16 protein-coding genes and 1 pseudogene are annotated in these 17,584 nt (G+C 63.8%); 7 read left to right on the top strand and 10 right to left on the bottom strand.

Features of this window, described 5'->3' with window-relative positions; translation table 11 throughout:
* The first annotated feature begins 1 nt into the window (after position 1).
* A complete protein-coding gene (mgtE, locus tag CCR95_RS01705; RefSeq protein WP_201091305.1) occupies positions 2 to 1,363 on the top strand; it encodes a magnesium transporter in 1,362 nt (453 codons plus the stop codon).
* Here the strand turns inward: mgtE and CCR95_RS01700 are convergent.
* Positions 1,360 to 2,151 carry a Cof-type HAD-IIB family hydrolase gene (locus CCR95_RS01700; protein ID WP_201091303.1) on the bottom strand — a complete coding sequence of 264 codons (792 nt, stop codon included), beginning with the start codon at positions 2,149 to 2,151 and terminating at the stop codon, positions 1,360 to 1,362. The genes mgtE and CCR95_RS01700 overlap by 4 nt on opposite strands.
* Positions 2,152 to 2,689: 538 nt before the next feature.
* On the opposite strand from CCR95_RS01700, the gene CCR95_RS01695 reads away from it, so the two are divergent.
* Entirely contained in the window at positions 2,690 to 3,547 is an 858-nt protein-coding gene (locus CCR95_RS01695; RefSeq protein ID WP_201091302.1) for a CPBP family intramembrane glutamic endopeptidase, read from the top strand.
* Positions 3,548 to 3,551: 4 nt separating this feature from the next.
* Here CCR95_RS01695 and CCR95_RS01690 read toward each other — a convergent pair whose 3' ends face one another.
* A complete protein-coding gene (locus tag CCR95_RS01690; protein WP_201091301.1) occupies positions 3,552 to 4,307 on the bottom strand; it encodes a LytR/AlgR family response regulator transcription factor in 756 nt (251 codons plus the stop codon).
* A 93-nt stretch (positions 4,308 to 4,400) separates the two neighbouring features.
* Here CCR95_RS01690 and CCR95_RS01685 point away from each other — a divergent pair, with 93 nt between their 5' ends.
* On the top strand, positions 4,401 to 4,595 hold the full coding sequence (locus tag CCR95_RS01685; RefSeq protein ID WP_242522997.1) for a dihydropteroate synthase: 195 nt from the start codon (positions 4,401 to 4,403) through the stop codon (positions 4,593 to 4,595).
* Between the two features lie 50 nt (positions 4,596 to 4,645).
* On the opposite strand, the gene CCR95_RS01680 is transcribed toward CCR95_RS01685, so the two are convergent.
* The 3 genes from CCR95_RS01680 to CCR95_RS01670 all read right to left on the bottom strand — a co-directional run bounded on the left by CCR95_RS01680 (position 4,646) and on the right by CCR95_RS01670 (position 8,007).
* Entirely contained in the window at positions 4,646 to 5,731 is a 1,086-nt protein-coding gene (locus CCR95_RS01680; RefSeq protein ID WP_201091300.1) for a glycosyltransferase, read from the bottom strand.
* A gap of 126 nt (positions 5,732 to 5,857) precedes the next feature.
* Entirely contained in the window at positions 5,858 to 6,976 is a 1,119-nt protein-coding gene (locus CCR95_RS01675; RefSeq protein WP_201091299.1) for a glycosyltransferase family 4 protein, read from the bottom strand.
* Positions 6,973 to 8,007 carry a glycosyltransferase family 9 protein gene (locus tag CCR95_RS01670; RefSeq protein ID WP_201091298.1) on the bottom strand — a complete coding sequence of 345 codons (1,035 nt, stop codon included), beginning with the start codon at positions 8,005 to 8,007 and terminating at the stop codon, positions 6,973 to 6,975. Before CCR95_RS01670 ends, CCR95_RS01675 begins: the two co-directional genes overlap by 4 nt.
* Before the next feature lie 121 nt (positions 8,008 to 8,128).
* On the opposite strand from CCR95_RS01670, the gene CCR95_RS01665 reads away from it, so the two are divergent.
* Positions 8,129 to 9,553: an O-antigen ligase family protein gene (locus tag CCR95_RS01665; protein WP_338115324.1), complete on the top strand. Its 1,425-nt coding sequence runs from the start codon at positions 8,129 to 8,131 to the stop codon at positions 9,551 to 9,553.
* Positions 9,554 to 9,871: 318 nt separating this feature from the next.
* Here the strand turns inward: CCR95_RS01665 and CCR95_RS01660 are convergent, their stop codons facing one another.
* The 4 genes from CCR95_RS01660 to CCR95_RS01645 form a co-directional block, all read right to left on the bottom strand.
* On the bottom strand, positions 9,872 to 10,930 hold the full coding sequence (locus CCR95_RS01660; RefSeq protein ID WP_201091297.1) for a DUF2333 family protein: 1,059 nt from the start codon (positions 10,928 to 10,930) through the stop codon (positions 9,872 to 9,874).
* A gap of 191 nt (positions 10,931 to 11,121) precedes the next feature.
* Positions 11,122 to 11,997, bottom strand: coding sequence for a TauD/TfdA family dioxygenase (locus CCR95_RS01655; RefSeq protein WP_201091289.1), 876 nt, complete (start codon positions 11,995 to 11,997; stop codon positions 11,122 to 11,124).
* Between the two features lie 23 nt (positions 11,998 to 12,020).
* Positions 12,021 to 13,604, bottom strand: a complete 1,584-nt coding sequence (lnt, locus tag CCR95_RS01650; RefSeq protein WP_201091285.1) for an apolipoprotein N-acyltransferase — start codon at positions 13,602 to 13,604, stop codon at positions 12,021 to 12,023.
* Positions 13,605 to 13,856: 252 nt separating this feature from the next.
* A complete protein-coding gene (locus CCR95_RS01645; protein WP_201091284.1) occupies positions 13,857 to 14,087 on the bottom strand; it encodes a DUF2934 domain-containing protein in 231 nt (76 codons plus the stop codon).
* A gap of 236 nt (positions 14,088 to 14,323) precedes the next feature.
* Here CCR95_RS01645 and CCR95_RS01640 point away from each other — a divergent pair, with 236 nt between their 5' ends.
* Together CCR95_RS01640 and CCR95_RS01635 are read left to right on the top strand one after the other, a co-directional pair.
* Positions 14,324 to 14,875, top strand: a complete 552-nt coding sequence (locus CCR95_RS01640; protein WP_201091283.1) for a DUF2760 domain-containing protein — start codon at positions 14,324 to 14,326, stop codon at positions 14,873 to 14,875.
* On the top strand, positions 14,872 to 16,719 hold the full coding sequence (locus CCR95_RS01635; protein WP_201091282.1) for an Hsp70 family protein: 1,848 nt from the start codon (positions 14,872 to 14,874) through the stop codon (positions 16,717 to 16,719). Before CCR95_RS01640 ends, CCR95_RS01635 begins: the two co-directional genes overlap by 4 nt.
* A 1-nt stretch (position 16,720) precedes the next feature.
* Here the strand turns inward: CCR95_RS01635 and CCR95_RS26030 are convergent, their stop codons facing one another.
* Positions 16,721 to 17,269 carry a hypothetical protein gene (locus CCR95_RS26030; RefSeq protein WP_201091281.1) on the bottom strand — a complete coding sequence of 183 codons (549 nt, stop codon included), beginning with the start codon at positions 17,267 to 17,269 and terminating at the stop codon, positions 16,721 to 16,723.
* Between CCR95_RS26030 and CCR95_RS26025 the strand changes: the two are divergent.
* Positions 17,247 to 17,584, top strand: a pseudogene (locus CCR95_RS26025) (hypothetical protein); the annotation flags it as partial. The gene CCR95_RS26030 and the pseudogene CCR95_RS26025 sit on opposite strands and share 23 nt — an antisense overlap.

The raw sequence follows: 17,584 nt of genomic DNA, 5'->3' as shown, positions 1-17,584 counted from the left end.
AATGAGCGTCTCCGTCCCCAGTCATCCCGACCGCCCGCGTCTCGACGCCCTGCGCCAAGTGCTTGAGCAGGGCGCCATGCGTCAGGCCGCGCGCATGCTCAATGCCCTGCAACCCGCCGAAATCGCGTATCTGCTCGAATCCCTACCGCCTCAGGAACGCGAACTGGTCTGGAATCTGGTGGAGGCCGAATCCGATGGCGAGGTGCTGGCCTATCTGCACGACGATGTCCGCGAACACCTGATCCGACTGATGGACACCGGCGAACTGATCGCCGCGATGGGGAATCTGGACACCGACGATCTGGCCGACCTGATCCGGGATCTGCCTGTGGCCATCACGCGCGAGGTCGTCAAATCGCTCGATCAGCAGCGCCGCGAGCGACTTGAGCAGGCACTGTCATTTCCGGAAGACAGCGCCGGCGGCCTGATGAACACCGACACCGTGACGGTACGCCCCGAGATGACCCTGGAAGTCGTGATGCGCTATCTGCGCCGGCTCAAGGGCGGACTGCCGGACATCACGGACAACCTGATCGTGGTCAATCGCCGGGGATTCTACCTGGGCGTGCTCTCTCTGACCGATCTGCTGACCCACGACCCGGACGACTCGGTCGCCGAGGCCATGCGGCTGGACGTGCAGGCCATTCCGGCGACCTGGAGCGCCCACGAGGTCGCGACCCGGTTCGAGCAGCACGATCTGGTCACCGCGCCGGTGGTGGACGACGCGGGCCACTTGCTCGGACGTATCACGGTCGACGATGTGATGGACGTGATCCGCGAGGAGGCCGAACATCAGTTTCTCGGTCAGGCCGGCCTTTCGGAGACCGAGGACATGTTCGCCCCGGTCCTGCTCAGCGCGCGTCGGCGCGCGCTCTGGCTCGGCGTCAACCTGCTGACCGCCTTTCTCGCCGCCTGGGTCATCGGCCGCTTCGAGGCCACGATTCAGCAGGTCGTGGCGCTGGCCGTCCTCATGCCCGTGGTCGCCAGCATGGGCGGGATCGCCGGCACCCAAACGCTCACGCTTGCCATCCGCGGCCTGGCCGTGGGCCATCTCACGTCCAGGAACGCCCGCTGGCTGTTCCGCAAGGAGATGGCGGTCGCGGCGCTCAACAGCATCGTCTGGGCCCTGGTGGTGGCGCTGATCGCCTGGCTCTGGTTCCACGACACCCGGATCGCGCTGGTCATCGGCGTGGCCATCAGCATCAACCTGCTCGCCGCCGCCTTCGCGGGCGCGCTGCTGCCGCTCCTGCTGGAGCGCCTCGGCATCGATCCCGCCCTGGCCGGCGGGGTGATCCTCACCACCGTGACGGATGTGGTGGGTTTTCTGGCGTTTCTGGGATTGGCGACGCTCTTTCTGCTTTAAAGCAATCGCGCCAGATAGCGGGCGACCGATTCCTCCGCATTCGATCCGATCACCTCCAGATCGGGCAGCGCGTCTTTCAACTCCGGCGCGGCGTTGCCCATCAAGACCCCTTTACCCACGTCGCGCAGCATTTCCAGATCGTTGCGACCGTCGCCGAAGGCGATCACGTCCGCGGGTTGGATGCCACGCTGCTCCAGCGCGCGGGCGAGCGCCGCGCCCTTGGAAACCCCCTGGGCCATGACTTCCAGCACGTTCGGGAGCGAATAGGTGATGGTGAGCCGGTCGCCATGACCATCAAGGATCAGACGCTCCAGGCCGCGCAGATACGCAGCGTCGTCATGGAAATAGAAGACCTTCAGCACGGGCGCGTCGTCGAGCGCGGCGAAGTCGCTGACTCGATAGGCGAAACCTGATTCCCGGTGATACTGGAGCAGGCTCGGTTCAGGCGTCTCGACGACCCAGTCGTCGATCCGGTACACATTCGTCTGCGCCCGAGCGAAGGCTGGACCGGACAACAGAAAGGGGAGGCAATCGGGGTCGATCGCACGGCAATGCAGCAGCTGGTCCAGGCGGTCATGCACCGCCGCGCCATTGCTGGAAATCAGGCCGTCCGGACCACCCAGCCGCCCGGAAAGTCCGCGGATGTCTTGATAATGACGCCCGGAGGCGAGCATGATCTCGATCCCCTGCCGCCGCAGGGCGCTCAAGACCTCGCGGGTATAATCGCCCAGCCGATGCTCGGCATTGAGAAGGGTTCCGTCGAGATCGGAAACGATGAGTTGGTACATTTTAAAGCGCGTCCATCGTGGAAACCGGGTTGTCATCGGACGGCCGACACCTTAGCGCAACTCGGAGTCTCTTGCTGGACGCGCTTTAAAGTGGATGGACACTTTCTAACCCGAAGATTTCATAAATTCACCACAAAGGCACAAAGAACACAAAGGAAACAATGCCTTGAGGATATTCCTACGGCTTGCCTCCTGGACGGACCAGTCTCGACCAAACATTCGCCAAACATCCTTGATGAAATCCTTTGTGGTCTTCGTGTCTTCGTGGTGAAAAATCCGGGCTAAATACCGATGGCTGCCGGACTGTGCCGCTCGAGTCGGGAAACAGTTCTTCCAATAACGACCAGCGAGGGAGCGCGAATCAAACCAATGCACGGCGATTTGGAACGGGTTATCCGAGATGATCGTTGTCGTTGTCGTTGTCGTTATTCGATTCGACAACGACAATGGCAACGAAAGGTTGATACGTCTTTACAGGGCGAATGCCCCGTCCGGCCATGTTATTTTGCCGGAGTTTTCTAACCACTCACCCATCGACATGCGCTCAACCCTTCAGTTTTTCCTTTATCTCCTCGTCTGCCTGGTGCTGGCGGCGCTGCTCGCCCCCGCGCTGCTGGCAACCGGCTGGATCGACCTTGAGCCCCAGCGGGCGATGGGCCGTCTCGCCCAGATCTTCATGCTGCTCGGCATCTGGCCCTTGCTGCGGTGGCTGTCGCTCGCCGATCGCGGTTCGCTGGGCTATGCCGTGAGCGGCCGGGTTTGGCTCCGCTCGGTGGGCTTGGGCTGGTTGCAAGGCGTGGCAATTCTGCTCGCCCTGGTGCTGATTCTGTTCGCGCTGGACATCCGGATTCCGGACCCGAATCCCTGGCCCGGCATTGCCGGTAAAGCCGCGCAGGCGCTGATCGGCGGTTTGCTGATCGGGCTTCTGGAGGAAACTTTTTTTCGCGGCGCGCTCTATAGCGCGATCCGGCGGCGCGACGGCATGCGCTCTGCCATCGTCTGGTCATCGCTGCTCTATGCCCTGGTGCACTTCCTGAAACCGGGCGCGCTGCCCGCTGGCATGGCTTTCGACGGGTCAGGCGCGCTCTGGATGTTCGCCCATGTCTTCGGTGATGTTTTCCAATGGAACAACCTGGACTCCATGGCCGCACTTTTCTGCGTGGGCGTCTTCCTGGCGCTGGTCCGCGAGCGCACCGGACAGATCGGCTGGTGTATCGGGCTGCATGCCGGCTGGGTCTTCGTGATCCAGATGACACGCCGGGTCACGGACGGTAACGATGCGTCCAACTTCGCTTTTCTGGTGGGCGAGTACGACGGCACCATCGGCTGGCTGGCGGCGCTTTGGATCGGACTATTGGCCTTTGGCTATTGGGCGCTCGCCCGCCGGCCATCCTGATGGCTCAAAGGCCGCGCTCGCGCAGACAACGGCGGATGTCCGCCACATGCCGACGGCTCACGGACAGGCGTTCGTCGCAGTCGCTCAATCGTGCCTGAAAGCGACCCTGGCCGATTTCCTCCAGACCGGCCAGCCGCTCGCGCGCCACCAGCGCATTGCGATGAATACGCACAAAAAGATCCCCGAATTCCTGCTCGAAGGTTCGTAGCGATTCGTCGACCAGCAATTCGCCGCCGGGATAGCGGACCGTGACATATTTCTGATCCGCCCGCAGAAAGAGGATGTCGCGGACGGGAACCCTGCACACCTGGCCGCGACAGCAAGCGCTGATCTGGCGACGACGGCCCGGATAAGAGGCAACCGGGGTTTCGACTCCAACCACCGGGATGGCCGCCTGGATCAGGTGACGGCTGATCCGCGCCAGCTCCTCTTCCAGCCGTTCGCGCTGTACGGGTTTGGGTAGACAGCCCACCCCCGGATTGCCCGTGAGGTTTAAAGTTGAAGGTTCGTCGGCCGCCATCAGAATGATCGCCGGCGGCGCATCCAGTTGGGCCAGTCGCCGGGCGATCTCGGTCCCGCTCATGCCGGGCATCCGCGTATCCAGAAGGACGAGATCGATCGGCTGCGACCGGCAGCAGGAAATCGCCTCCCACCCGTCCGCGGCCTCTCCGGCCAGCGCATGATCGCCATCGAACTCGGCGAGCAGATGCCGGAGCCGGTCTCGGGCTGAAGAGTCATCGTCAACGACGAGAATCCGCATGGATTTTGCTCTTCCCACAAGGAACAGTCATCACGCGCCAGCGGCGTTTGCTCATGAAAAAGATAGTCCAAGAAACCAAAAGTTGTCGAATCCATGATCCCACAAGCGACCTTCATCGATATCGGCGAGCACACCAACGTCACCGGCTCCGCCCGCTTCAAGCGACTCATTCTCGATGGCGATTTCGACGCCGCGCTCGACGTGGCACGCCAACAGGTGGAGAACGGCGCCCAGGTCATCGACATCAATATAGCGGCTGAACGATCTGGCGCCAAAAGACAAGGGTGACGTTTGTAAATCGGCGAGCGTTAGAGCGCCCATGGGCGTTGTCCTCGGGATCATCGCCCACAACCACCCGCCAACCGTCGGTAAAGTTCCAGGTACTGGCTCAGGATGGCCGCGCGGCTGAACTCCCGTTCGGCCCGTTCGTGTCCGCGCTCGGCGATCTCGATCATCAGCGCCGGGTCAGCCAGTGTTTCCTGAATGCCGCTCGCCAGCGCGACGGCATCCTCGCAAGGGACGCACCAGGCATCCTCACCATGACGGGCGACCTCGCGCGCGCCGCGGAAATTTGTGGTGACCAATGGCTTCCCCCAGGCCCAGGCGTCCAGAATGACGTTGCCAAAGGGCTCGGCGTCCAGCGAGGGGAAGACCACCAGATCCGCCATCTGGAGATAGGGGGCCGGATCGGACTGCCAGCCGGCCCAGACGATGCGCGGATCTTGTCCGCTCTCGATCACCTGTTGGCGCAGTGGCGCGGCCAGGGGTCCGTCGCCGAGCATGATCAGTCGGAGGGAGCGACCGGCAATGGTTTGGGGCAGCCGGGCCATGGCCGAGATCAGATGGGTATGGCCCTTGAAGGGCACGAAACGACCCAGGGTCACCATCACCCAGGCGTCGTCGGGGATGGCGTGAAGCGCGCGCAGTTGAGCGACCCGCTCCGGCGCGACCGGCCGGGCTTGGTCGGCGAAGTTGTAGAGGTGATAGACCCGCTCGGCCGGCAGTCCCTGCTGGATCATCCAGTCGCAGAGTGCCTTGGTATTGCCGATCCAGCCGTGAGCGTGGCGATAGGGTCCGAGTTCGTAATAGCCGCCGAGCCGGGCCAGATGGATCGCCCTGCCGCGCCGGGACGGATGCGTCAACCGGGTGGCGCGGCCCATGTAGGTCTGGACGATATCCGGACGGAGGCGGGCGATGAGCTGGCTGACGGCATGCCGGGAGAGGGGATCCCAGGTGGTGCGAAACGGCAGACGATGGACCGGCAGCGACCCGAAATCGAGCCGGTCAGGTCCGCTCCCGCGCCGGATCGCGACCTCGGTGGGCGCACCTCGCTCGGCGAGCGCCAGGCTAAAACGGTGGAACCAGTACTCGGCGCCGCCAAGCGCCTTGCTGGCGACCATTTGCAGTGAAGTTGGATCGGACATAGGGGGGGTTGGTTTCCGGTCGTTCTGAAAAAAGCGTGCTCGTTGCCGGCATCTTGGGGCTCGTCTTGAAGGGGGGCGAGTCCTTTTCGGTGATCGATCCGGTTAATCCTGTCCATTCGCCACCTCTCAAAGGGTAAGACGTTTTTTGGAAATCACCTTGGACGACTCGGGGATCAGCTCCCGATACACCGCCAGGTTTCCCTCCACCATCGCATCGAGCGAGAACTCGCGCGCCATCAGCGACTGACCGCCGGCGCCCAGCGCGCGGCGGCGTTGCGGATCGGCCAGCAGCGCGCCGATGGCCGCGCGCAGGGCAGACACATCACCGGGCGGAACCAGCACGCCGTTCTCTCCCTCGCGCACAGCCTCCGGGATACCGCCGACGCGACTGGCGACAATGGGCACGCCGGCGCTGGCGGTCTGGAGCAGCGAGACGCCGAGTCCCTCCATCAGGACCGGATGCACGACCAGATCCAGGCCAGGCAGAATCTCGGCGAGATCGTCGCGGAAACCGGTCAATCGCACATGCCCGCTCAGTCCCCGCTCGGCGATCAGGCACCGAAGATCGGCGGCGAGCGGCCCCTGACCGAAGAAGCGGACCTGCAGGTTCGGATGCGCTTCGATCAACGGGGGCAACGCCTCGATGAGAAAGCGGTGCCCCTTGCGCGGGATCAACTGGGCGATGACGCCGATCAGCAGCGCCTCCGCCGGCACGCCCAGCCGCGCCCGGATCGTACCCCGATCGCAGGGCCGGGCGTAGCTCTCCCAGTCCACGGCGCTGCGCACGATCCGCAGTTTGGACGCGGGCAATCCCTCGCTGATCAACACCCGGCCAATGCCCTCCGAAATCGCGATCACCCGGTCATGGAGTCGGTATTTCAGCGCCACCAGCCAGCGTGGCTCGGGGTTATCCACCCGGCGGGTGTGGATCGCGGGCACGCCGGTCAGCCGGGCCGCCAGACCGCCCATGACATCGGCGCCGATGCGGCTGTGCAGATGGACCAGATCGGGGTTCGTGGCGCGGATCAGCCGGCGCAGACGCACCGCCATCAGCGGATCCGCGTCGCCGTGCATCGGCAGGCCGTACACTCGTGCAACCGGCTCGGCCGCCTGGGCCAGCGCGCAGCCCCGAGAACAGGCGAGCAGGTTGTCATGACCGCGCGCGGCCAGTCCGCGCAACAGATGCAGCACCTGAAAGGCTCCGCCATAGAGATGGCGACCGCCTTCGACATGCAGGATTCTCATGACCGGAGCACCTGGCGCGCGACCTCGATGACCTCGTCGACCTCGATCCGGCGCATGCAATCGAAGGTTCCCCCGCAGGTCGGACGGCGTTTGCAGGGCGAACAGGGCAGCGGGTGATAGAGCACGCGGGCATTGACGCGGGTCGTGTCGAGATAGGGACAGGTGGAGCCGAACAGCAGCAGACTCGGGGTCTTCAGCGCGATTCCCATGTGTCCCAGCCCGGTATCCACGGCGATCAGCAGGGCGGCCCGGTCGATCGTCGCCGCCGCCTCCAGCAGACTGGTCTGGCCGGCGAGATTGATCAGAAGTCCGTCGCTGGCGTCCTCGATCCGCGCGGCGGCCTCCCGGTCCGCCGGCCCCCCGAGCAGCACCGGCGTCAGCCCGAACTCGGACTTGACGCGGGCGGCGAGCCTGACCCAGCGCTCCTCGAACCAATGTTTCTGCGGACGGGTCGTGAAGGGGCAGAACACCGCATAGCCGCCGACGAGTCCTTTGCGGGCGACGATCTCGGCGACGAAGGCTGCTTCGGACTCGCCATAGTGGACCGCCATGGCAAAGTCGTCCGTGGGCAACCCCAGCGTTTCGGCCAGATAGAGATATTCCGACCCGATCCGCCGGGCGTCTCCGCCACGCGGCAGGGCGCGCGTCATCAACCATTGACTGCCCTCGCGCGAGCCAAGTCCGATGCGCTGGCGGGCGCCGGAGAGCCAGGTTAGCGCCCCGCTCTTGAGCAGCCCCTGAAGATCCAGCGCCAGATCGAAATCGTGCGCGCGCAGGGTCGCACGCAACGCCCGAATCCCCTTCAGCAACTCGCCGAAGCGACGCGCGTTCCACAACCGGCGCCAGTGTTGCAGCGGACAGACGATCACCTCGTCCAGATCCGGGTGATGGTCAAGCAGGACGCGACACTCCGACTGCACCAGCCAGACGATCCGGGCCTCCGGCCAGGCGCGACGCAGCGCGGCGATCAGGGGCGAGGCGAAAACGATATCGCCGATGGCGCTGAGACGGACCAGGAGGATGGTGTTCATGGAGCATGGCGCCTGGTGGCGCGTGATTTGAGGCCGAACATGGAGTATGCCCGCGGCGCGTGACGAGTCGGCATGGTAGCATTTAGCAGGCAAAACCAAGTCATAGGGTAACCCGGTGGTCGTGCTCTCGAAGATCGTGACGCGGATCGATGGCGCGCGGCTCCTGTCCTGGCTGGCGCATGTCCTGCTCGCGGTCAGCGCGGCGACGGTCACGGTCGCCTATTACCGGATCCATGGTCCGACACTGCATGCGCTGCTGCTCCTCGGTCTCGTCTGGTTCCTGCTGTCATGGCGCGGGCGTGCGCGATCGCACCGGATCGACGCTGACGCGATGCCCGCGTCTCGATCCTTGCCGCCGCTCAAATCGACGACCTCGCTGCTGTCCGCCGTCTTCCTTCTCTACACGCTGATCGCCATTCTGTCGGCCGGTCGCGTCGGTTTCAATTCGGCGTCCCTGGACCGGCTCGAAAACTTCAGTTATTTCCTGGGCGGGGTCTTTCTGCTCCCCTTCCTGGTCGCCGTCCGGCCGCGTTCGGACTGGTTCTGGTTCGCCATCGCCGCGACCGCGCTGCTCTCGGGCCTCTTCGCCTTCTGGGAGATGCAAACGCTCGCGCGGGCCTACCAGCTCGCGACCGGTCTGGAGTATCGCGCGGGCGGGAGCAAGGGCAAAGCGATTCCCTTTGGCGACATCGCGACCCTGGCGGCGGTCTTGAGCGTGCTCGCCGCCTGCGTCTTTTTCCCGTCCCGGCGACGCCTGGCCTGGTTCTTCGGACTCGCCGCGCTCAGCGGAGTCTATGCCAGCCTGGTCTCCGGCACGCGGGGCGCCTGGATCTTCTTTCCGACCGCGCTGGTCGTCATCGGCCTCTATCTTCTCCAACAGTATCCGACCTATCGACGCAGAATCTTGCTTGGTATCCTGGGGTTAGCCCTTTCCGGAGGCATCGCGCTGATGCAGTCGGAGTCGATCCAGGAGCGCTTCGCCAGAGCGCTATCCGAGACGCGGGAGTATGTCCCCGGTGAAGAGGTTGGGATCGGGAATTCGCTGGGCGAGCGCTTCGAGATGTGGCGGGCGGCCTGGATGGCCTTTCGGGAGCATCCGGTTCTGGGCATTGGCGTCGGGCAACTGAACGGCTATTTTCAACGGATGGCCCACCAGGGATCGATTTCCAGCGCCATCGCCGAATTCGACCAGGGCGCCGGGCATACCCACGCGCACAACGATTATCTGCATGCGCTCGCCACCCGCGGACTGTTGGGGCTGGCCTCGCTCCTGCTGCTGTATCTGGTGCCGCTGACCGTATTCGTCCGCGCGGCGTTCCGCGCCCAGGAACATACGACACGCGGACAGGGCTATGCGGGCATCCTCGTGATTCTGGGGTATCTCCAGTTTTCGCTGACCGACTCCATTCTGTTGATGCGCATCACCGCCGGGTTTTTCGTCCTGCTCTGCGCCTGGCTGCTGGCGTTGAACCTGGCCCCGCCGGAGCGGCAGACCGGAAGCGAGCACCCCTCGCGCTCGGGGAACCCGACCGCGAGGAGATCCTGATTGCCCAGGTCTACTGGGGCTGGGGTGCGTTCCTCATGATCCCAGCCGGGTAGCGTACCTTACACATCTCAAACGGCACAGATGCCGATTGGACAAACGGATTGACCGATTGCCGTGTTCTATCTGCGTCCCCCGATGTCGCGGGGGCGTTTCGAATATGCGGTGGAGCGGCGGTCGGCGCGTGGGTTCGATGGGTTTCGCTTCGCTCTACTCATCTACATGGCGGTGAATCTTGAAAAATCCTGTGAATCCTGTCTATTTTCAGCGTTGATTTCGATAGAAATTTTCCCGGAAAAATCACCTTAGTCACGCCACGCGTCAACCATCCTTCAGCAGGTTCCTCAGATCGAGGATCGTGGCATTCACCCGTGAGATGTAAGAGGCGATCGTGAGCGAGTGGTTGGCGAGGATGCCGTAACCGTCGCCGCTCAGGATGATCGGGCTGGCCATCGGCCGGATGGCGCCGCGTAGATCGCGCGTCATGCGCTGCACGAGCGTCAGGGCACCCTTGGCCTCCAGAATCTCCCGGAAATCGACCTCGATCGCCTGCATGATATGCAGGAGCGCCCAGCTATAACCGCGCGAGCAATAAAAGACATCGTCGATCTCGTTCCAGGGCGTTCGGGTCGCGTCGAGCGACTCGGACGGCGTCCGTTCCGCGTCGCCGGGATGCGGTGCCAGCGCAAGCACCAGCGCGGGATCGGCGACGCTCGCCCGCAAGCGGCTCCCCTGATGTCCCAGACGCTTTTCGATGACGTTCAGATAACTCGCGAGATTATCCGCCCGCGCAAAGAAGTGCCCCGCTCCGCCCGACTGGCGGTTCAAGGTATCGAGATAGTTCTTCAGCGACGCGATCCCCTTGCGATATTCGACCTCGGCCGTTGGGAGCATCCAGGAGTTCGGATCGATCGCGAAATGCAGGTCGGCCTGTTTTAGATCCTCGTTTTCGTAGGATTGGCTCTGGGAGCGACTGAAATCGTTGCGCAAGGAGCGCACGAAGTCGCGCAGCGCCATCATGTTTCCGCACTCCCAACTCGGCATATTGTCGAGAAACACGCCGGGCGGGGTGATGTCGTTGTAGAGGAAACCGCCGGGTTTATCGAGCAGGGTCTCGCCAATTCCGATTGCGGTCGCGACCAGCGCGCTTCCAGGAACCCGAGCACCCGACTGGATGGCCGCTTCATCCGCCACCCCGGAGAGGTCGAGGGTCGCTGGCGGTCGGTTCCAATAGAAGGCCAACCCCAGAACCACGAGGACATAGAGCGCAATCACGGCGATCAAGACACGCAGGACGCGACCGAACCCTGACCGCGTCTCCCCGTGACTGAGTCGCGGATTGTCGGTCGATTCTGTGTTAACGGAATATTTGCTGTTCATCGGTTCATGACTCCTCATTCCAGACGTCGGGTCGGCGGGCGCGGCTGGGGCACGCGCCAGCTCGCCGCCGGGATCGATGCTGTCGTCGAATAATTCAATATGTTATTGATTTCTCATATTCGACGAACTGACAATTTGCAATTTCCCGATCAATCCCGTGTCTGGCCAATCGCGTCTGGCGACGGCCCCGCTCAGCTCCCGGCGATCCGATCGTAATACCGCGCCCGGTACAGCAGCCGCGGGATGGCGCCATCGGTGAAGCCGGTGCGGGTGTGCAGGACATTGTTGCTGATCAGCCCCCAACCCGCTTCGAGCCGACCGAGGAAATGCCAGGGCGAGTCGGTGTGCAGAACCTCCTTGAGACAGGCGACGGCCTCGGTGGTCAATGGATCGTCGCGCCAGGCGATGTTGCGCGCGCGGTTGGTATAGCGCATGTGCAATCGGCCATCGGGGCGGATCGAGAACACGGGACCGGGTTGCTCGGGGCGCAATTCCTCGCCGTCGACACGATTGGCGGGGATGGTCATGCAGTGCGGGTGCGTCAGAGCGCGGATAAACTCCGGGTTACGGTCGCGCACCAGAATGTAGACGATCTCATGATCGAGTAGTGCGTTCTCGCCGCCCTGTTCGGCGGGGTGGACGCAGTGCAGCAGGAGTCCGTGGATCTGGCGCTCGGGGCGGTTGTAGTAGCCGTCCGTGTGCCAGGCGATCGGGCGGTCGGAATAGGGAATGTAGTCCCGGTGTTGCACGTCGGTCTGAATCGTGAGCGAGGTGATGGCATCCTCGTCGGCGCCGCGGTTATGATCGAGCCGATGCAGGCCGAAGCTGGCGCCTAGTTCAGCGGGGATGGACTTATCCGGATCGTCGCCGGTGTTGCCGACATAGATCGCCATGTTGGCCAGCCGGCAGCGCTCCAGGATGGCAGCGTGCTCAACGGGGGTGAGTCGGCGCGGATCGCCGATCTCGACGATCAACGCGCCCAGGTCGGTCGGCGCGGTGGCGAGTTTATGCTCGCGCCACTGCAGATACGCGGTATCGTCGTCGAGATCAAAGGGGGAATTCGACATGGATCGACTGTCCTCTTGACGGTTCAGAATTTCAGGATGGCATGCGCCGGATGGCGCGGCGACGAAACCGGAGGCGCTTGCTCGCCGTCGCCGTCCTTGCGGCCCAGTCGCAGCATTCCAATGAGCAGCCCGGCGACGATCATCGCCAAGGCTAATCCAATCGCCAGCCAGTTACGAACGATGGCGTACGGCGTCAAGCCCTGGAGAGGCCACACCTCAGCGGCGACTCCCGCGCGCACAAATGAGGGCACCGTGGCGATGAGCCGACCGCGGTCGTCGATGATGGCCGAGATTCCAGTATTGGTGGCGCGCACCATGAAGCGTCCATTCTCCAGTGCCCGCATGCGGGCAATCTCCAAATGTTGATGCGGCGCGAGCGAGTCGCCAAACCAAGCGTCATTGCTGACATTGATCAGAAATTGCGCCTCCGGAAGCGCCTGAACCACTTCGTTCGGGAAGGCGTCTTCGTAGCAAATGGAGACACCGGCCAGACGCGGACCAACCTGGAGTAGCGGACGCAGGTTCGCGCCGCGACTGAAATCGGACATGGGAACCTCGAACATCTCGACGAGCGGTCCCAACCATTGTCTGAATGGCATGAATTCGCCGAAGGGGACAAGATGACGCTTGGCGTAAAGATCCTCGCGGCCGCCGATGCTTAACAGGCCGTTGTAGTAGCGTCCCGTCGCCCTGTCCATGACCGGAATGCCGAGCACGATCTCGACACCTTCCTCATGTGCCCTTTCCGCTAGAGGCGTAATCAGTGGGTCTCGAACCTGGTCCAGAAAATCGGGCAGGGCCGTCTCCGGCCAGACGATCAAATCGGACGCAAGATGATCCTTAGTCAGTTCCAGATAAGCCTGTGCGATCGTCACCCCGGCATCCGGCGCCCACTTGACGGACTGAGGGATATTTGCCTGTAACACGCTCGCCCGAAAGGAGGCACCCGCGGGCTGAGTCCAGTTCACCTGTTGAAGGCCGACTCCCGCCAGCCAGATCGCGCCAAATCCGATACCGGCAGCCATCCTGGGACGGGGCGGCCATTGGACCAGCCCCCAAAGCAGCCCTCCGGACAACGCCACCAGCAGGCTGACACCATAGACCCCAGCGATCGGCGCATAGCCCGCCAATGGCCCATCGATTTGCGTGTAGCCGAGATTCAGCCAGGGAAAGCCGGTGAACAACCAGCCACGCAGCCACTCGAAGCAGACATAGATGCCGGGGAATAACAGGAGCGGCCCGACCCAGTAAGGCCCTTTATTCAGCTTGCAGACCAGCCAACCCGTGAAACCGTAATACAGTGCCATGGCGGCAATGAAGAGCGCCATCAGGAGATGAGCCACCCAGGCGTCCATGTTGCCGAACTCATTCAGGCTGATACGGATCCAGAAGACCCCGAAGCCCAACAATCCAACGCCGAACCACCAGCCTCGCCAGAAGCCGGCGCGCGGCGAAGCATCCGTCAGACTCTGATAGAAAACCGCGAGCGCCATCGCGGCGATAGGAAACCAGGAGAACGGCGCGAAACCCAATACGGTTAGCGACCCACTCGACAGAGCGAGCAGCGTCGGCAGGATTGACACGCTGCGCGAGGAGAGTAAGGACATCAGGGGCACCGCCCGGAAGCTACAAGAAAAACAGCGTAACGAAAGCCGTGGATCTCGCGACCCAAGATTGCAAATGAAGTCTTGTCCGACGGTCAATGCGACAGGCTGTTCAGGGGGTTGACAAACAGGTTTGTAAATAAGAAACTGATGATGTACTGAATCTTAGCGATTCAGTGCATTCCTCCATCCTCCTTTGGTGGTAATTTTTAAGCGCGACGCTTGTCGCGCTTTTTTTATGCAGGGACATTTGCATCAAGCAAATTGGAGCGCGTTGCGAATGCTGGCGCTTCTGGCGTCCGTCCCGGTAGAGCGGCTGATCCGACGCTCGGCGATCATCGTATCGATGACCTGCTCGGCACGTAACCAATCCGCGTCCGCTCCGCCGGGAGCGAAACCCCGCCGCTCCGCCAGATAATAGGCGGCGATGGCAATCATCTCCTGGCGTTGCTGGACGCTCGGTATCCTGTCGGTTTCAGTCTTCATGGTCAGTAGAATCTCTGTCGGTCATGTCGTCAATAGGGTCGCGCCCATGGAGCGGCACGGATTCCCATTCGGGCGCGGTCAGATTATGCCATGATCCTGTCCATGCCCCTGGGTTCGGAACATCCGTATAATCATGCCTTCAGCGCTGGCGCCTAAGCATGCACATTTGTCAGTCTCGGCTTTCGCGTCCTGCCATCTCGGCCTACACAGACCTTCACAGCGAAGAGGAACCTTTCATGGCATCATCGGCGCCGTCCTTTTTCCGGAGGGCATTCATCGCGTTCAGCAGTTTTCGACGCACACTGAAAGACCCTGATTTTGCGCACGCCGTCGCGACGCTAGCAGCCGGCGAATCCGAGCATCCGGCGGCGCGGCAAGCACGTCCCGCCGCGGCGCCACCGACGGCGGCCGCGCCGGATTCCGCCCTGCTGCTGCTCGGTCTCCTGCAGAAGGAGGGGCGACTGGTGGACTTTCTCCACGAGGATATCCAGAGTTACTCCGATCAGGAGGTCGGTTCCGCCGCGCGGATCGTCCATCAGGGTTGTCAGCGGATCCTGCAACAGCATCTGACGATCGTCCCGGTGCGCAACGAGCCTGAAGGCAGTCGGATCACCCTGGAGCCTGGATTCGACGCTTCGGCCCTGCGGCCCACGGGCCAGGTGGTCGGCGATCCTCCCTTTACCGGTTCGCTGGCGCATCGTGGCTGGCGCGTGGTGGAAACCCGTCTTCCGGCGGTCACCAGCGGGCATAACCTGAAGATCCTCGCGGCGGCGGAGGTGGAGCTGTGAGCGTGGGACGTTATGCCGTCGGCATCGATCTCGGGACGACCCATTGCGCGCTGTCCTACGTGGATTCGGAAAAGAGCGAGGGGGAGAACATCGTTCAGGCGCTGCTGCCAATTCCTCAACTCGTCTCGCCGGGCGCGGTGGAAGCGCGGCCGCTGCTGCCCTCGTTCCTCTATCTGCCGCACCAGGACGAGTTCAGGACCGGCGACCTGGGGCTGCCCTGGCAGAGCGACGCGACCCGCATCGGCGGTGAGCTGGCGCGCAACCAGGGCGCCATGACGCCGATTCGTCTGGTGTCCAGCGCCAAGAGCTGGCTCTGTCACCCGGATATCGATCGCAAGTCGCCCATCCTGCCGGCTGGCGCGCCGGACGAAATTCCCCGGGTCTCGCCCTTCGAGGCGAGCATCCATTTCCTCGCGCATCTGCGCAATGCCTGGAACGGACTGCACCCCTACGAGCCGCTGGACCGTCAGGAGGTCACGGTCACGGTGCCCGCTTCCTTCGATCCGGCGGCGCGCGAGCTGACCGCCGAGGCCGCGAAGGCGATCGGCATCGAGCATCTGGTGCTCCTGGAGGAGCCTCAGGCGGCGCTCTATAGCTGGGTCAGCGACAGCCAGGGCGATTGGCGCAATCAGGTGCGGGTGGGCGATGTCATCCTGGTGGTCGATGTCGGCGGCGGCACCACCGACCTGTCGCTGATCGCGGTGACCGAGAACGCGGGCGCGCTGGAGCTGACCCGAGTGGCGGTGGGCGAGCACATCCTGCTCGGCGGCGACAACATGGATCTGGCGCTGGCCTATCTGCTCAAGAACAAGCTAAACCAATCCGGCGTCGAGCTGGATCGCTGGCAGTTGCAGGCGCTCACTCACGGCTGCCGGCAGGCCAAGGAATCGCTCCTCGCCAATCCCGAGCTTGAGCGCCTGCCGGTGGTGGTGCCAAGTCGCGGCTCGCGGCTGATCGGCGGCAGTATCCGCACCGAACTCACGCGCGAGGAGGTCCGGACCAGCCTGATCGAGGGTTTTTTCCCGGCGGTCGAATCCAGCAGCCGACCAGCCAGCCGTGCGCGCGGCGCCCTGACCAAGGTCGGTCTGCCCTATGCGCAGGATCCGGCCGTGACCCGGCATCTCGCCGCCTTCCTGGGTCGGCAGAGCGGTGCGACCGAGGATCTGGCCGGCTTCGTCGCCCAGCACCCGGACGCGAGTTTTCTGCGCCCGACCGCCGTGCTTTTCAACGGGGGCGTGTTCAAGGCTACGCCGCTCCAAGCGCGCGTCCTGGAGGTGCTCAACCAGTGGCTGGCGGCCGAGGATGCCCCGCCGGCACGCCTGCTGGAGTCCCGCGATCTGGATCTGGCCGTGGCGCGCGGGGCCGCCTTCTATGCCCATGTGCGCCGCCACGGCGGGGTGCGGATTCGCGGCGGCACCTCGCATACCTACTATGTCGGCGTGGAGAGCGCGATGCCCGCCATCCCTGGCATGGAACCCGAGCTTCAGGCCCTCTGTCTGGTTCCCTTCGGTCTGGAGGAAGGTTCCGCGCCGGTCGCGCCGCCCCAGGAATTTGGCTTGGTGGTTGGCGAGCCGGTGCGCTTTCGCTTCTTTGGCTCCAGCGTGCGCCGCGAGGACCAGGTCGGCGAACTTCTGGATGAGTGGCGTGAGGACGAACTCGACGAACTGGATGAAATCCAGACCACGCTGCCGGCCGAACACAGGAAGAAAGGCGAAGTTGTGGCCGTGCGACTGCAGGCGGCGGTCACGGAGGTCGGCACCCTGGAACTCACGGCGATCCCGGTCGATGCGACGGAGGAACGCTGGAACGTCGCCTTCAATACCCGAGGCAATCACGGGGACTGAGTCAGACGAATCCCCGCGGCTGAGTATCGGCGTGGATTCGCCGCTTTTGACAAGCGCGACCTCGGTACACTAATAATAGAGTCGTTAAGCGTTCTCCCAGAGACGACACCGCTGTAGGAAACGAGTGCATGGCGAAAAAGCCGACTGGATCGAAACAGGGACCGACCGCGCGCCCGAGCGCGGCCGATAAGACTGCAACCGCCGCAAGCAAGATCGCGCCGAGCGAGGCCGCCCCTGAGGCGTCCGGTGACGCTTCGGCCAAGTCGCCCCAAGCGCCGGCTGACGCGACCGCTGGGGGCAAGCAAGCGCGCTCGGTGGACGCGCCCGTCAGCACCGAACCAAAGCCGGAGACGGTTTTGCAGACGCCCGCAGCGAAGGAGAAGCCTCGGCCCGCCGCGACGAAACCGGCATCGAAATCAGGATCTCGCGCCACGGCGAGCCCGGTCGAAAAGGCCGCGCCCCCCGCGAAGCCCGACTCGGGGTCCCCGACCGTCTCGGCAAGTGCGTCACCGAAGACGACCGACGCCGTGAACAGGGCTGTCCCGGCCATCGCCCCGACGCCCGACGCGAGCGCTCCGCTCGTCGCGGATGACCGTCGCCCAGCGACCAAGCCATCGCCGCCACCACGGCCATCCGCCGCATCCAAGCCCATTGAGCCAACCCAGGACAGCCTTGCGCAAGGGACAGTCGCGTCGCCGTTGGCGACCGCGACACCGGAGTCCCCCGAGGAGCCGCAACTCGCGCCAGTCGTCAGCCGTGAATCCGAGCCGGAGCCACAACCGGAACGCCCGCCGGAATCCGCGCAAGCAGACGAGCCGCCGCCCGAGGTCGTTCCGGAACCGCCACCCGCCCCGCCGCCGGCACC

Origin of the sequence: Thiocystis minor, from assembly GCF_016653465.1 — a bacterium.
GTDB classification, from domain to species: domain Bacteria; phylum Pseudomonadota; class Gammaproteobacteria; order Chromatiales; family Chromatiaceae; genus Chromatium; species Chromatium minus.
Note: the sequence above shows the minus strand (reverse complement) of the source record. Positions and strands in the feature narration are given on the sequence as shown.